We start from the raw sequence: 14,682 nt of genomic DNA on the forward strand, positions 1-14,682 counted from the left end.
AGGAAGTTCTCCCCCGCTCCTTTGTGCATGTCCTTTCAGTTGACCGCTAACTCCTTGTCATTAAAGAAAGTTTTGTAATGTCTGCCCCCTTTTAACTGCTTGCATTGTGGTTGGCGTGTTCCTATAGTGTGCAGGAGTGGGAAAAAGTGGAATTTAGTGGTTATTGGTGGAGTCAGAGTGGTGCTTAGTGGGCCACGGTGTAAACGCCCACCGACGGGAAGTCACATAACAGGCAGGAGCGGCAGCAGGGTCTGCACCTTGAGCGATGAGCAATTTTCTTGGCAGTCACGCAATCAACATGGACGCAAAGGGTCGCCTGGCGATTCCTGCCCGCGTGCGTGAAGAACTGCAGGAGGAATGCGGCGGTCGTATTGTGCTTACCGCAAACGCTGACGAAGAACGCTGTCTGCTGCTCTATCCGGAACCGGTTTTCGAGAACGTGCGTGCCCAGGTGCTGGCACTTCCCAACATGAACAAGAAGGCCCGGCGTCTGCAGCGGCTGATTCTGGGCCATGCGACCCAGCTGGAGCTGGATTCCGCTGGCCGGGTGCTGGTCCCGCCCACACTGCGCAGTTATGCGCGTCTGGAAAAAAAGCTGATGCTGATTGGTCAGGGCAAGAAACTGGAGCTGTGGAGTGAAGAGCGCTGGTTCGCCTGGCTGGATGAGACCGACGATGACGACGAGATGCCGCCGGAAATGGAGGCCCTGTCGCTATGACTGCTGACCGTTCCGTTGAGCCGAAGCCCGGCCAGTCGCTTCATCGTTCTGTGCTGCTCGACCAGGCGGTGGATTTTCTGGTGGTTCAGCCGGAAGGGCGTTTTATCGATGGCACTTTCGGGCGGGGTGGCCATAGCCGGTTGATATTGAAGCGGCTGGAGGCTGGTGGCCGGCTGGTTGGCATCGACAAGGACCCCGAAGCGGTCCGGTTTGGTGAAGCTCTGGCGGCCGAGGACGGCCGCTTCGTCGTTTATCACGGCTCGTTCGCCGACATGGAGGATGCCGCTGTCGCCCAGGGCTGGGAGCCGGGATCGGTGGACGGAGTGCTGCTGGATCTGGGCGTGTCGTCACCACAGCTTGATGATCCGCAGCGGGGATTCAGTTTTATGAGTGACGGGCCTCTGGACATGCGGATGGACTCCACCCGCGGGCCCAGTGCCGCGGAATGGCTGAACACTGCGGCCGAGAAAGATATTGCGGACGTCATCTTCCGTTTCGGTGAGGAACGCTTCTCCCGCCGCATTGCCCGCGCCGTGGTGCAGCAGCGTGTGGAAGAGCCGCTGACCACCACCCGCCAGTTCGCGGAACTGGTGCGCCAGGCGGTGCCCAAAAAGGAAAAGCACAAGCACCCGGCAACACGGAGCTTCCAGGCGGTCAGGATTTTCATCAATCGTGAACTGGAGGACCTGGAGGTCGGGCTTGAAAAGGCCGTCCATCTGCTGGCTCCCGGCGGGCGGCTGGTGGTGATCAGCTTCCATTCCCTGGAGGATCGCATCGTCAAGCGGTTCATGAGGGATCTTTCCCGTGGCCCACAGTTGCCCCGGGGCTTGCCGGTCATGGCCGAAGAGGTGGAGCCGCCATACCGACTGGTGAGCAAGGCCCTGAAGGCCAGTGAGCCTGAAGTACAGGAAAACGTCCGTGCACGAAGTGCCGTAATGAGGGTTCTTGAGCGTCGTGCCGGGGATCGGGGGGTAACATCCGAATGAGTGCAGTCACGATTGAAAAGCCGCCCAAAACGCCGGCACTGACCCGGGATAACGTACGCACGCGGGTGTCGGACGCGCTGAAACTGTCGGCAAGAATTTTCCACACCCTGGCGGAACCGAGGGTGGTAGTTACTCTGGGGCTGGCGGCATTGTTGATCGGTTCGGCGATCGGTGTGGCGGTCAGTGCTCACCAGAATCGGGAGCTGTACAACACCCTGTCGGAACTGCAGGCCCAGCGCGATGCGTATCAGCGTCAGTGGAGCCAGCTGCTGCTGGAGCAGAGCGCCCTGAGCGCACATGGCCGCATCGAACGGAAGGCTGTTGATGACCTGAATATGATCGTGCCGGGGCAGGAGCACATTGTGCTGGTGCCCCATACCAATACCGGTCAGGCGGTTGCAGCGGGAAGATAGAATTATTATGAGCCAGCGCCAGGAATCGTCCACTATCAAGCAGAAGCTTGCCGCCGGCCTGAAGGCCTGGCGGTTTGGTTGCGTGCTGGGCGTTTTCCTGACGGTGACGGCCGTGCTGGGGTGGCGGCTGGTGGATCTGCATGTGGTGGATCAGGCGTTCCTGCGTCAGCAGGGCGATGTCCGTACCATTCGTGTGGATGCTATAGATGCCCATCGGGGCGTAATCACTGACCGCTATGGTGAGCCCCTGGCCGTCAGCACCCCGGTTGAAACCCTGTGGGCAAACCCCGGCGAAGTGGATCCTGACGACCCCCGCCTGGCGACAGCGGCCAGCCTGCTGGGCATCAACGAGGCGCGGTTGCGTCAGCGCATGCGGGATTACGCCTCAAAGGAGTTCATCTACGTGCGCCGGAAGATCCAGCCGTCCCTGGCCCGGGACGTGCTGGCACTGGGCCTCCCCGGCCTGTACAGCCGCCAGGAGTACAAGCGTTATTATCCGGCCGGGGAAGTGGCGGCGCATCTGGTGGGCTTCACCAATATTGATGAACAGGGTCAGGAAGGCATCGAGCTGTCCTATAACAACTGGCTTAGCGGGGTGCCCGGGCGCAAGCGTGTACTGCGTGACAATCGTGGGCACCTGATTCGCGACCTTTCGCTGATTCGCGATGCCAGGCCCGGAAAGGATCTGACGCTGAGCCTCGACCTGCGTCTGCAGTATCTTGCCTATCGTGAGCTGAAGGCCGTGGTTCAGGCCCATGATGCCCGGGGCGGAACCCTGGTCATGCTGGACGTATCGAACGGCGAGGTCCTGGCCATGGTCAACCAGCAGTCCTACAACCCAAACGATCGAACCTCTCTCAGCCCTGACCGGTTGCGTAACAAGGCGTTGACGGATCTGTTCGAGCCAGGCTCCACCATGAAACCCCTGGCCATGGCAGCCGCGCTGGAGTCTGGCGAATACCAGCTCGATTCCATGATCGACACAGCGCCCGGGTACCGGCGCTTTGGCCGTTTTACCATCCGTGATCATCGCAATTACGGTCAGCTGTCCATGACAGGGATCATCTCCCGTTCCAGCAACGTCGGCATCAGTATGATTGCCAACGATATCGGAGGGGATGTGATCAGGGATTTTTATTTCCAGCTGGGCCTTGGCCAGCCCACCGGCATCGGCTTTCCCGGTGAGGCGGTGGGCGTATTGCCCATGTCCAGCGACTGGCGACCGGTTGAAGAGGCCACCCTGTCCTATGGCTACGGCATGAGCGTGAATGCGCTGCAGCTGGCCCAGGCGTATATGGTGGTAGCCAACGGCGGCACCCGTTATCCGGTAACCCTGAACCGGCGTGATCAGCCAGCCATCGGGCAGCGGGTTCTGTCCGAGAAGGTCGCGGCCCAGGTTCGCGGCATGCTGCGGGAAGTGGTCGAGAACGGTACCGGCAAACGTGCCAACCCGGCACTCTATACCGCCGGCGGCAAGACCGGCACAGTGCATCTGGTTGGCGCCAACGGCTATGAGGACAGTCAGTACAAGGCCATCTTTGCCGGCATGGCTCCGATGGACAACCCCAGAATTGTCACGGTGGTGGCGGTGGATGCCCCGCAGGGCGGGGATTATTACGGTGGTGAAGTGGCCGCGCCGGTGTTTGCCCGCGTAATGAGCGATGCGCTGCGGTTGTTGAATGTGAGACCAGAGCTGACCGCTGTGGAAGCGGCCACCCAGACGCCCGGCAAGTCCGGGGAGCGGGGGTAAGGTCATGTGTATGACGTCGCTGAGTTCATTGTTGCAGGGAATTGTCGAGGTGCCTTCGGTCTTCGACGTGACCATCCACGGTTTGCGAACGGACAGCCGGCAGGTGCGCATGGGTGATGCCTTCGTTGCCCTGCCGGGCCAGCAGACCCGCGCAGATCACCATGTTGACGACGCCATTGGCGCGGGTGCCATCGTCATTATTCTCGACGTGGCGGAACCGGCGCCCTGCTATGAATACCAGGGTGCGCTGGTGGTGCCGTTGGCCGGACTGCGTCGTCATCTGGGGCAGATCGCCGATCGGTTCTACGAGCATCCGTCGCGCCGTATACGTGTGGTGGGTGTGACCGGAACCAATGGTAAGACTTCGGTCAGTCACTTCATTGCGCAGCTGCTCAACGCCGCGGACATCCCCTGTGGGGTGCTTGGCACTCTGGGTTACGGCATGCCGGGTAGTCTGGTCGCCACCACCCACACCACGCCGGATGTGGTGGAAGTCAATCGCGTACTGTTCAATATGGCCCGCAAGGGCGCCCGCGTGGTGGTCATGGAAGTATCGTCCCATGCCCTCGACCAGGGGCGGGTTGATGGTGTCAACATGACCGGCGCGGTGTTCACCAACCTGAGCCGGGATCACCTTGATTATCATGGCTCCATGGACGCCTACGGGCAGGCCAAGGCTTCACTTTTCGCCCGCGAAGGCCTGCATTTCTCGATCATCAACTTCGATGACCCCTTTGGCCGGCAGCTCTATGAGCAGACCAGGGGGCTTTGCGACCGGGTACGCTACAGTCTCCACGAGGCACAGACTGAACTGTGGCTGACAAGATTTGCGCCTTCGTCTGCCGGCTTTGACGCAGACGTCGACGGGCAATGGGGCGCTTTCTCCGTGTCCGCATCGCTGATGGGCAGCTTCAATGCCAGCAACCTGCTGGCGGCCATGGCTGCGGTGCTGAGCCTCGGCGTTTCCGTGGAATCGGTCAGGGCGGCGGTAGCCGCGCTGGAGCCGCCGCCCGGGCGTCTCGAGAGTTTCACCGGGCCGGCGGGCGTGCAGGTAGTGGTGGACTATGCGCACACCACGGATGCCCTGGCCAATGCCCTGGCTGCCTTGCGTCCCCACACCAACGGCCAGCTTATCTGTGTGTTCGGCTGTGGTGGCGACCGTGACACCGGCAAGCGACCGGAAATGGCCCGTGAAGCCGAGCGCGGCGCCGACCGGCTCATCATTACCGATGACAACCCCCGCACCGAGTCACCGGAGGCAATTGTACAGGACATGCTGGCCGGGCTTGAGAGTCCTGATGGTGTCACGGTCATTCACGACCGGGCAGACGCGATCCGCGCGGCGATCGACCTGGCCCGCCCCGGGGATGTGGTGCTGGTGGCCGGCAAGGGGCATGAGACCTGGCAGGAGCGTCATGGCAAGCGTACGCCGTTCAGCGACGTGGCCCATGTGCAGGAAGCCCTTGGCCTTAACGGGGGTGTGGCATGATGCGGGCGCTGACCCTGGCCGAGCTTGCTCAGATGTTGGGTGTCCGGGCACCGGCTGCTAACGGATCAGTCCGTGACATCTGCACCGACACCCGCGCCCTTCAGTCAGGGGACCTGTTTGTGGCCTTGAGGGGCGAGCGCTTCGATGGCCATGGCTTTCTGGAAACCGCAAGAGAGGCCGGTGCCATCGCGGCGGTGGTCGATACCCCAAACGAGAGCGTGGCGCTTCCGCAACTGGTTGTGCCGGACACCATTCAGGCTCTGGCCGACCTCGCCCGTTATAACCGGAACCTGAGCGACGCCCGGGTCGTCGCCGTCACCGGCAGCAGTGGCAAGACAACCTTCAAGGAAATGCTGTCGGCCATTCTCTCCCGCGAGGGTGAGACCCTGGCGACCCTCGGCAACCTGAATAACCATATTGGTGCCCCCCTGACCCTGTTCCGTCTGGCACCAAAGCACCGGTTCGCGGTTATTGAGCTGGGCGCCAGTGGTTTGGGCGAAATTGCCCATACCGTTGCCGCGGCACGGCCGGAGGTGGCGGTGATTACCAACGCCGGTGAGGCCCACCTGGAAGGTTTCGGAAGCTACGAGAACATTGTTCAGGCCAAGGGCGAGATTATTGACGGTGTCATTGAAGGCGGCACCGTGGTGCTGAACCGGGATGACCCTGCTTTCGGAACCTGGCAGCAGCGTGCTGGCAATCGCCGCGTGGTGTCCGTCAGTGCCCGCGGCGACGATGCAAATTATCGGTGTGCCGGCTATGAACTGAACGATGGCGCATACAGCATCCGTGTTGTAACGCCGCAAGGCAGTGAGCGCTCCCTGACCCTGAACATGCCGGGCGAACACAACATCTGCAACGCCCTGCTGGCAATGGCCGCAGCGGAAGCCGTCGGGGCCGGCTGGTCATCTGTCGTGGCGGGACTGGGGGCAGTCAGGGCTGCTGCCGGCCGTCTTGAGCGCAAGACACTGAGCGATCGCGTCACGGTTATTGATGACAGTTACAACGCCAACCCCACCTCCATGAAGGCGGCCCTGGACGTACTTTCCCGGGAAGCGTCCATTCACGTTGCAGTGCTCGGTGGTATGGCGGAACTGGGGGCAGAAGGCAACCGCCTGCACCGAGAGGTGGGTGAGCATGCCCGCGCTCTGGGAATTGACCGGGTTCTGGTCGTCGGGACCTCGGATGGATGCGGCGCAATGGTCTCGGGCTTCCCGGAACAGGCCCGCAGGTTCGATACACATCAGCAGGCCGTGGAGTGGCTGCTGGCCAACGTCACCGGACCCATGACCATTCTGGTCAAGGGGTCCCGCAGTTCCGCCATGGACCAGGTAGTCAGGATGTTACAAGAAAAGGTGAATAACCCATGCTGCTCTGGCTGACAGAACTGCTAGCGCCATACATTACCGAGCTGACGGTATTCCAGTACCTCACCCTGCGGGCCATTCTCGGCACTCTGACCGCGCTGCTGATCTCACTGGTAATCGGCCCTACGATGATCCGTAAGCTGAGTCAGTACCAGATCGGCCAGTCGGTCCGGGACGACGGTCCGCAGACCCACCTGAGCAAGGCGGGTACTCCCACCATGGGGGGCGCGCTGATCCTGGTGGCGGTCACCGTGAGCACACTGCTGTGGGCTGACCTGGCCAATCGTTATGTGTGGATCACGCTGGCGGTGACACTCAGTTTCGGGGCCATTGGCTGGGTCGATGACTACCGCAAGGTGGTAGAGCGCAACCCCCGCGGCCTGCCGGCCCGCTGGAAGTATTTCTGGCAGTCCGTGATCGGCGCCACGGCGGCCATTGCCCTGTACTTCAGTTCAGCACTGCCCCAGGAAACGTCACTCTATCTGCCGTTCTTCAAGAATGTGTCGCTGACACTGGGGCCGGTATTGTTCATCCTGCTGACCTATTTCGTGGTGGTAGGCAGCAGCAACGCGGTGAACCTGACCGATGGTCTCGACGGTCTGGCCATCATGCCCACCGTTATGGTCGGCGGTGCCCTCGCGGTGTTCGCCTATGTGTCCGGCCATTCGCAGTTTGCCGATTACCTGCTGATACCGCATCTGCCGGGCAGTGGTGAGCTGATCGTGTTCTGCGGGGCGCTGGTGGGTGCGGGTCTGGGCTTCCTGTGGTTCAACACCTATCCGGCCCAGGTGTTCATGGGCGACGTCGGGGCGCTGGCCCTGGGTGCGGCACTCGGGGTAGTGGCGGTTATCGTCCGCCAGGAAATCGTGCTCTTCATCATGGGCGGTGTGTTCGTGATGGAAACCATCTCGGTGATCCTGCAGGTGGGCTCCTATCGTCTGACCGGGCGCCGGATTTTCCGCATGGCGCCACTGCATCATCATTTTGAACTCAAGGGCTGGCCGGAGCCCCGGGTGATTGTCCGCTTCTGGGTGATCACCGTAATTCTGGTACTGATCGGGCTTTCCAGCCTGAAACTGCGTTAGGAACGGATACGAGCATGGCTGTCATCGCATCGGATCGTCGCACACTGGTGGTTGGCCTGGGTAAAACCGGGCTCTCCTGCGTGCGCCATCTCACCGGCCTCGGACGAGAGGTGTCGGTGGCGGACAGCCGTGCCCGGCCACCGGGCCTGGAGGCACTGAAGCAACAGTATCCGGATGTGGACGTGCGCACCGGCGAATTCGACCGCGACTGGTTCTGTACCTTTAACGAGCTGGTGGTCAGCCCGGGCATTGCCATCGCGGAACCAGCCATCGCGGCCGCCGCGGAGCGGGGTGCCCATATTCGCGGCGATATCGACCTGTTTGCCGAGGCAGCCGAGGCGCCGATTCTTGCCATTACCGGTTCCAATGGCAAGACCACGGTGACCACCCTGGTGGGTGAGCTGGCGGCGGCCTGTGGCGTCAACGCCGTGGTCGGCGGAAACATCGGAACGCCGGCGCTGGAGCTGCTGGAACACCGGGCCGATGTCTATGTACTGGAGCTGTCCAGCTTTCAGCTGGAGACGACCCACGAACTGAATGCCGAGGTGGCCACCGTTCTCAATGTCAGTGACGACCACATGGACCGTTATCCGTCGAAGATGGCCTATTACCAGGCCAAGCAGCGCATCTTCCGGGGTGCCCGCCAGGCAGTGGTCAATCTGGACGATGCCCTGAGTACGCCGATGGCGAGGGATACCCTGCGGTTCATCTGCTACGGCTTCCACCGGGTGAATCCGGAAACCTTCAGCACCCGTGAAGATGAGCACGGCCTCTGGATCACCTGGGGGCTGGACAACCTGCTCAATACCCGCGACCTGAAACTGGCGGGCCTGCACAACGTCAGCAATGTCATGGCCGCCCTGGGAATGGGGCATGCCATGGGCTGGCCCCTGGATACCATGGCTCGGGCCGCCTGTGACTTCCGTGGTCTGCCGCACCGTTGCGAGCCGGTGGACACGGTCAGGGGTGTCGAGTACATCAACGATTCCAAGGGTACCAATGTGGGGGCTGCGGTGGCGGCGCTGGACAGCCTGTCACCGGCCTGTGATCGCATCGTGCTGATCGCCGGTGGTGAAGGCAAGGGCGCGGACTTTGCACCGCTGGCACGACCGGTCAGGGAGCATTGCCGGGGGGTCGTGCTGATTGGTCAGGACGCCGGGAGCATTCATGCCTCGTTGGGGGATGATGTGCCGGTGGTTGTCGCCGAATCCATGGAAGAGGCGGTCACGCGGGCAGCCGGTCTGGCCCGGGAAGGGGACCGGGTGTTGCTCTCCCCGGCCTGCGCCAGCTTCGACATGTTTACCGGCTATGAGGACCGCGGCGAGCGGTTCCGCCAGGCAGTGGAGGGCTTGTGATGCAGGCAGCAGACATCCGCTCCGCCTCCGGCTTCCGGGGGCTCTGGGACCAGCCACTGCCGTGGCTGCTGGTCAGTGCCGGTGCCTTGCTGATGACCGGTGTGGTGATGATCGCGTCGGCGTCCATGGATACCGCTGCCGTTGACCTTGGCAACAGCTACCACTACGCCCTGCGCCAGCTGCTGTTTGCCGGCCTGGGGTGTGCCGTGGGTCTGGCTGCGGCCAATGTGCCGGTGTCATGGTGGTATCGCAGTGGCTGGTTGCTGCTGGCGGTTGGTATGGCCTCCCTGTTGCTGGTGCTGACGCCCCTGGGCAAGACGGTGAACGGTTCCACTCGCTGGATTCCCCTGGGGTTGTTCAATGTCCAGGTGTCCGAGGTGGCCAAGCTTTGCCTGATTGCCTATCTGGCAGGCTACGTGGTGCGTCGCCGCGACGAGCTGGTCAATACCTGGTGGGGGTTCATCAAGCCGGTACTGGTCCTTGGCGTCGCCTCGGCCCTGCTGGTCACCCAGCCCGATTTTGGCGCCACGGTGGTGCTGATGACCGCCGCCCTCGGCATGATTTTCCTGAGCGGGGTGCGGCTGAGTCGCTTCATGCCGCTGATCGCCATCTGCGTCGTTCTCGGCGCGATACTGATCGTCACCCAGCCATACCGCCTCAAGCGTGTGGTGAGCTATCTGGACCCCTGGCAGGATCAGTTCAATACCGGCTACCAGCTGACCCAGTCGCTGATTGCTTTTGGCCGTGGTGAGTGGACCGGCGTTGGCCTGGGCAATTCGATCCAGAAGCTGTTTTACCTGCCGGAGGCCCATACCGACTTTATCTACGCCATTACCGCCGAGGAGTTCGGGCTGGTGGGGTCCATGACCGTTCTGGGGCTGTTTGCCGTGCTGGTGCTGGCCGGTTTTGCCATTGCCCGCAAGGCGGAAAAACAGGGCATGGGGTTCGCAGCCTGTTTTGCCTACGGGTTGACCCTGCTGCTGGGGCTGCAGGCCATGATCAACATGGCGGTAAATACCGGGTTGCTGCCAACCAAGGGGTTGACCCTGCCGTTGATGAGCTATGGCGGCTCCAGCCTGATCGTGGTCTGCGTCAGCATCGGCATCCTGGTGCGAATTGAAATGGAGCGCCAGCAGCAACTGGCTTCCGATGCTGAAGGCAGCGCCGGGCCGAGGGGGGCGTCATGACTCAACGGCGTTTCCTGGTAATGGCCGGTGGTACCGGTGGCCATGTTTTCCCGGCGCTGGCGACCGCCCGTCGCCTGCAGGAACTGGGTCACGAGGTTGAATGGCTTGGTTCCGCCGGTGGTATGGAGGAGCGGCTGATTGCCGATACCGATATTCCGCTGTCGGTTATCAGCGTCTCCGGGTTGCGGGGCAAGGGGCGTCTGGCCCTGTTGCTGGCGCCATTCAGGCTGGTTCGTGCGCTGTGGCAGTCGCTGCGGGTCATGTCGAGGGTCAAGCCGGATTGTGTCATCGGCATGGGCGGTTTCGTCACCGGTCCCGGCGGGCTGTCGGCCTGGCTGACTCGCCGGCCACTGCTGGTCCATGAACAGAATGCGGTTGCCGGCATGACCAACCGGATTCTGGTGCGTTTCGCCGAGACGGTGATGGAGGCGTTTCCGGGCAGCTTCGGGAATGGCGTGGTTACCCGCTGCACTGGCAACCCGGTCCGCTCCGATGTGGCAGCCATACCGGCACCCGATGAGCGCATGGCTGGCCGCACGGGCCGGGTCAGGGTGCTGGTGGTAGGCGGCAGCCTGGGCGCCCGGGCCATCAACGAGAGGATGCCGGCCGCAGTGGCGCGACTGGCAGAGGAGGAGCGCCCGGACGTTCGCCACCAGTGCGGCGAGCGCAATCACGACGCTGCGCTGGCGGCCTATGAGAGCGCTGGTGTTGATGCCTCGGTGGAGCCTTTTATCAAGGATATGGCAGAAGCCTATGCCTGGGCCGACCTGGTGGTTTGCCGGGCCGGGGCGCTCACCATATCGGAGCTTTGCGCGGCTGGCGTAGGTGCCTTGCTGGTGCCGTTCCCCCACGCGGTGGACGATCACCAGACCCGCAACGCCGACTATATGGTCAAGGCGGGGGCGGCACTGCTGCTGCCCCAGCACAAGCTGACCGACGAATTGCTGGCCGACACCCTGGCAGACCTGCTGGGGGACCGGGAACACATTATTGACATGGCTCGGGCAGCCCGTACGCTGGCGCGCCCCGATGCAACGGAGAGAGTCGTGAATTACTGTCTGGAGGCCGCCCATGTCTGAACTGACCAACCCGCCGCTGGTGTACCAGGTGCCGGAAATGCGCCGCATCCGCAACATACATTTTGTGGGCATTGGTGGCGCGGGCATGTGCGGTATCGCTGAAGTGCTCAGAAACCAGGGCTACGAAGTGTCCGGATCGGACCTGAAGGAAAGCCCGGTAACCGACCGCCTGAAAGGCCTGGGGGTCACCATCCACATCGGCCATCGTGAGAGCAACAGCGATGTCGCGGATGTGGTCGTGGTGTCCACGGCGGTGAAGTCGGATAACCCGGAAGTGGTCTCGGCACGCAGCCGTCGGGTACCCATCGTTCCCCGGGCGGAAATGCTGGCGGAAATCATGCGCTATCGCCATGGTATTGCCGTCGCCGGCACCCATGGCAAGACCACCACGACCAGCCTGATTGCCTCGGTGCTGGGTGAGGCGGGGCTCGATCCGACCTTCGTGATCGGAGGCAAACTCAACAGTGCCGGCACCAACGCCCAGTTGGGCGACAGCCGCTACCTGGTGGCGGAAGCCGACGAAAGCGATGCCTCGTTTCTGCACCTGACGCCGGTGATCTCGGTGGTGACCAACATCGAGGCGGACCACATGGACACCTACGGTGGCGATGTGGGGCAGTTGAAGAAGACCTTCGTGGAGTTCCTTCATAACCTGCCATTCTACGGTGTGGCTGTCATGTGTCTGGATGATGCTTTTGTGGATGAGATCCTGCCGCGTATTTCCCGGGCCATCATCACCTACGGTATCGATCGCGAGGATGTCGACTACCGCGCCGTCAACATCCAGTCCGATGGCCTTAGCACCCGGTTCCTGGTAAAGCGCCCGGGAGGCCGCAGCGACTTGCAGGTGGAGCTGCGCATGCCTGGTCGCCACAACGTACTGAATGCCCTGGCGGCCATCGCCGTGGCGACGGATGAGGGCGTGGAAGACGACGCCATCTGCCGCGGCCTGGCGAGTTTTGCCGGTGTCGGCCGCCGCTTCCAGGTGTACGGCGATTACCCGGTCGGCAATGGCAGCGTGACCCTGGTGGACGACTATGGTCATCACCCGACGGAAGTCGAGGCGGTGATCCGTGCGGCCCGTGATGCCTGGCCGGGCCGGCGCCTGGTCATGCTGTACCAGCCCCATCGCTTTTCCCGTACCCGGGACCTTTACGAAGACTTTGTGCGGGTGCTGTCGGAAGTGGACACCCTGCTGATGATGGATGTATACGCGGCCGGGGAAGCACCGGTCCCGGGCGCGGACAGTCGCTCCCTGTGCCGCAGTATCCGTCAGCGCGGCCAGGTCGACCCGGTATTTGTGGAGGATGCCGATGACCTTGAAAGCCTGCTGGGGAACATCCTGCGGGAGGGGGATCTGCTGATGACCCAGGGTGCCGGCGATATCGGTGGCGTGGCAGCAAAACTGGCAGCAAACGGAGTGATTGGACGTGGCTGAGTCCAGATATCGTAATTATCAGGTCAGTGCGCAAACCCGCGAACAGCTGGGTCGCGTGGCTGTATTCATGGGCGGGGATTCCGCCGAACGGGAAGTCTCACTCAAAAGTGGCGCCGCGGTGACCCGTGGCTTGCAGGATGCGGGTGTGGACGCGTTTTCCATCGACGTCACCGGCTGCCTGCTGAAAACCGTCGAGAACCCGGATTTTGACCGGGTGTTCATCGCGCTCCATGGTCGCGGCGGTGAGGATGGCACTCTGCAGGCGATCCTGTCCCAGGCGGGCATTCCGTATACCGGAAGCGAGATGCTGGCGTCGGCCCTGGCCATGGACAAGTTGCGGACCAAGTTCGTGTTCGCCGGCTGTGGTCTGCCAACGCCGGCGTTCCGCGCCATGAACAGTGTGGATGAGGTCGGCACCATTGTCGCGGACCTGAGGTTCCCCCTCAGCGTGAAGCCGTCGCGGGAGGGGTCCAGCATCGGTGTGCGCAAGGTCCGCAACCGCGATGAACTGGTGGCTGCCTATCGCGATGCCGCAACCCACGATCCACTGGTGCTGGTGGAAGAGTGGATCGAGGGACCGGAGTACACCGTCAGTATTCTGGGGGAAAAGGCACTGCCGGTGATCGGTCTGAGTACGGACCACGACTTCTATGACTACGACGCCAAATACCTGGCGGACGATACCCGGTACCGGGTGCCCTGTGGCCTTGACGAGTGGCAGGAGACGCTGATCCAGAACCTGGCGGTGGAGGCGTTCCGGGTGGTGGGCTGCCGTACCTGGGGGCGGGTCGACATCATGGAAGACGACGAGGGACGTTTCTGGCTGCTGGAAGTGAATACTGTACCCGGCATGACGGATCACAGCCTGGTACCGATGTCGGCCCAGGCAGCCGGCATCGGCATGCCCGAGCTGGTCACCAGAATCCTGCTGGATACTCTGCCAACCGGGGAGGACGACCATGCTTGAGCAGATGCTGCTGAGAGGCCGGTTCGTGCCGTCGGAGCCGCCGAAAAGGCGAGGTGCGACGTCGTCCGGGCCTGAGCAGGGTTTGCTGGATGTCATGGTGCAACTGTTTGGCAGTGTGCCCTGGGGGAAAACGGGCCTGGGCATCGTGGTGCTGTTTGTCACCGCACTGGTGCCCTGGAGTACCGGCCAGTTGCTGGCGGCCATGGACCGTCAATTCATGCATGTAGAGGTGACGGGCCCGCTGAAGGGCGAAAGCCGTAATGCCCTGGAGCGCCACGTCGGCCAGTGGCTGGGGGCGAGTTTCTTTACTACCGACCTGGCCGACATCAAGGTGGCGCTGGAGCAGCGGCCCTGGGTGGAAAGCGCTGCCGTGCGCCGGGAGTGGCCGGACCGGCTGGTGGTTGAGGTCCGAGAGCACAAGCCGCTGGCCTACTGGAATGACCGTCAGTTGATCAGCCGCACCGGCGAGGTGTTCCTGCCCCGTAACCGGGAGGTCGCCGGTTCGCTGCCCAGGCTTCGCGGCCCTGAAGGACAGGCGCGGCAGGTCATCGACAGGGGGCGTGTGATGGCGGATGCCCTGGACGCCCGCAACATCGGTTTCGCCGGCATTGCGCTGGAGGAGCGGGGCGCCTGGACGCTGACCCTGGCCAACGGCATCGACGTGGCCCTGGGGCGTGACCAGGTGGAAGAACGGTTTGAACGCTTTCTGACCGTATACGGCGAGCGGCTGGCCCGTCGTGCGGATCAGGTGGAACGAATTGACGCCCGCTACACCAATGGGGTGGCGGTCCGCTGGAAACCGCTGGCCCGGGCGTCGGATAACAATTCATGAATGGCTATTGGTGAAC

Annotated in this window: 13 protein-coding genes; all 13 read left to right on the plus strand. The window is 62.6% G+C overall.

Going from position 1 to position 14,682, the window contains the following annotated elements; genetic code table 11:
- Window positions 1–265: 265 nt before the first annotated feature.
- The 13 genes from mraZ to IE079_RS06855 are packed head-to-tail and all read left to right on the plus strand — an operon-like array spanning window position 266 to window position 14,666.
- The gene (mraZ, locus tag IE079_RS06795) at window positions 266–718 is read left to right on the plus strand and encodes a division/cell wall cluster transcriptional repressor MraZ (RefSeq protein ID WP_189574805.1); all 453 of its coding nucleotides are present in this window, start codon (window positions 266–268) and stop codon (window positions 716–718) included.
- Complete coding sequence (gene rsmH, locus IE079_RS06800; protein WP_189574807.1) at window positions 715–1,704, plus strand: 16S rRNA (cytosine(1402)-N(4))-methyltransferase RsmH; 990 nt, start codon at window positions 715–717, stop codon at window positions 1,702–1,704. Before mraZ ends, rsmH begins: the two co-directional genes overlap by 4 nt.
- Window positions 1,701–2,117 (plus strand): cell division protein FtsL, encoded by a 417-nt coding sequence (ftsL, locus tag IE079_RS06805; RefSeq protein ID WP_189574809.1) that lies wholly within the window; start codon window positions 1,701–1,703, stop codon window positions 2,115–2,117. Before rsmH ends, ftsL begins: the two co-directional genes overlap by 4 nt.
- Window positions 2,118–2,124: 7 nt before the next feature.
- Entirely contained in the window at window positions 2,125–3,867 is a 1,743-nt protein-coding gene (locus tag IE079_RS06810; RefSeq protein WP_189574812.1) for a peptidoglycan D,D-transpeptidase FtsI family protein, read from the plus strand.
- A gap of 4 nt (window positions 3,868–3,871) precedes the next feature.
- Window positions 3,872–5,356, plus strand: a complete 1,485-nt coding sequence (locus IE079_RS06815; RefSeq protein WP_189574814.1) for a UDP-N-acetylmuramoyl-L-alanyl-D-glutamate--2,6-diaminopimelate ligase — start codon at window positions 3,872–3,874, stop codon at window positions 5,354–5,356.
- Window positions 5,353–6,738 carry a UDP-N-acetylmuramoyl-tripeptide--D-alanyl-D-alanine ligase gene (locus IE079_RS06820; protein WP_189574816.1) on the plus strand — a complete coding sequence of 462 codons (1,386 nt, stop codon included), beginning with the start codon at window positions 5,353–5,355 and terminating at the stop codon, window positions 6,736–6,738. The genes IE079_RS06815 and IE079_RS06820 overlap by 4 nt, the downstream gene beginning before the upstream one ends.
- Window positions 6,723–7,808 carry a phospho-N-acetylmuramoyl-pentapeptide-transferase gene (gene mraY / locus IE079_RS06825; RefSeq protein ID WP_189574818.1) on the plus strand — a complete coding sequence of 362 codons (1,086 nt, stop codon included), beginning with the start codon at window positions 6,723–6,725 and terminating at the stop codon, window positions 7,806–7,808. The genes IE079_RS06820 and mraY overlap by 16 nt, the downstream gene beginning before the upstream one ends.
- A gap of 14 nt (window positions 7,809–7,822) precedes the next feature.
- Window positions 7,823–9,163 carry a UDP-N-acetylmuramoyl-L-alanine--D-glutamate ligase gene (gene murD, locus IE079_RS06830; RefSeq protein WP_189574819.1) on the plus strand — a complete coding sequence of 447 codons (1,341 nt, stop codon included), beginning with the start codon at window positions 7,823–7,825 and terminating at the stop codon, window positions 9,161–9,163.
- Window positions 9,163–10,350: a putative lipid II flippase FtsW gene (ftsW, locus tag IE079_RS06835; RefSeq protein ID WP_189574820.1), complete on the plus strand. Its 1,188-nt coding sequence runs from the start codon at window positions 9,163–9,165 to the stop codon at window positions 10,348–10,350. The genes murD and ftsW overlap by 1 nt, the downstream gene beginning before the upstream one ends.
- On the plus strand, window positions 10,347–11,429 hold the full coding sequence (gene murG / locus IE079_RS06840; protein ID WP_189574821.1) for an undecaprenyldiphospho-muramoylpentapeptide beta-N-acetylglucosaminyltransferase: 1,083 nt from the start codon (window positions 10,347–10,349) through the stop codon (window positions 11,427–11,429). The genes ftsW and murG overlap by 4 nt, the downstream gene beginning before the upstream one ends.
- Window positions 11,422–12,867, plus strand: a complete 1,446-nt coding sequence (gene murC, locus IE079_RS06845) for a UDP-N-acetylmuramate--L-alanine ligase (protein WP_189574822.1) — start codon at window positions 11,422–11,424, stop codon at window positions 12,865–12,867. Before murG ends, murC begins: the two co-directional genes overlap by 8 nt.
- Window positions 12,860–13,834 carry a D-alanine--D-alanine ligase gene (locus IE079_RS06850; protein WP_227712365.1) on the plus strand — a complete coding sequence of 325 codons (975 nt, stop codon included), beginning with the start codon at window positions 12,860–12,862 and terminating at the stop codon, window positions 13,832–13,834. Before murC ends, IE079_RS06850 begins: the two co-directional genes overlap by 8 nt.
- Window positions 13,827–14,666, plus strand: coding sequence for a cell division protein FtsQ/DivIB (locus IE079_RS06855; RefSeq protein WP_189574823.1), 840 nt, complete (start codon window positions 13,827–13,829; stop codon window positions 14,664–14,666). Before IE079_RS06850 ends, IE079_RS06855 begins: the two co-directional genes overlap by 8 nt.
- The last annotated feature ends 16 nt before the right edge of the window (window positions 14,667–14,682 follow it).

Origin of the sequence: Marinobacter zhanjiangensis (assembly GCF_014651935.1) — a bacterium.
Classification (GTDB): Bacteria; Pseudomonadota; Gammaproteobacteria; order Pseudomonadales; family Oleiphilaceae; genus Marinobacter; species Marinobacter zhanjiangensis.

Bases quoted from the DNA above. Each gene is read 5' to 3' on its own strand.
- murC (WP_189574822.1), top strand. From the start codon at position 11,422: ATGTCTGAACTGACCAACCCGCCGCTGGTGTACCAGGTGCCGGAAATG.
- mraZ (WP_189574805.1), top strand. From the start codon at position 266: ATGAGCAATTTTCTTGGCAGTCACGCAATCAACATGGACGCAAAGGGT.
- IE079_RS06855 (WP_189574823.1), top strand. From the start codon at position 13,827: ATGCTTGAGCAGATGCTGCTGAGAGGCCGGTTCGTGCCGTCGGAGCCG.
- ftsL (WP_189574809.1), top strand. From the start codon at position 1,701: ATGAGTGCAGTCACGATTGAAAAGCCGCCCAAAACGCCGGCACTGACC.
- rsmH (WP_189574807.1), top strand. From the start codon at position 715: ATGACTGCTGACCGTTCCGTTGAGCCGAAGCCCGGCCAGTCGCTTCAT.
- IE079_RS06810 (WP_189574812.1), top strand. From the start codon at position 2,125: ATGAGCCAGCGCCAGGAATCGTCCACTATCAAGCAGAAGCTTGCCGCC.
- murG (WP_189574821.1), top strand. From the start codon at position 10,347: ATGACTCAACGGCGTTTCCTGGTAATGGCCGGTGGTACCGGTGGCCAT.
- IE079_RS06820 (WP_189574816.1), top strand. From the start codon at position 5,353: ATGATGCGGGCGCTGACCCTGGCCGAGCTTGCTCAGATGTTGGGTGTC.
- IE079_RS06815 (WP_189574814.1), top strand. From the start codon at position 3,872: ATGTGTATGACGTCGCTGAGTTCATTGTTGCAGGGAATTGTCGAGGTG.
- ftsW (WP_189574820.1), top strand. From the start codon at position 9,163: ATGCAGGCAGCAGACATCCGCTCCGCCTCCGGCTTCCGGGGGCTCTGG.
- mraY (WP_189574818.1), top strand. From the start codon at position 6,723: ATGCTGCTCTGGCTGACAGAACTGCTAGCGCCATACATTACCGAGCTG.
- murD (WP_189574819.1), top strand. From the start codon at position 7,823: ATGGCTGTCATCGCATCGGATCGTCGCACACTGGTGGTTGGCCTGGGT.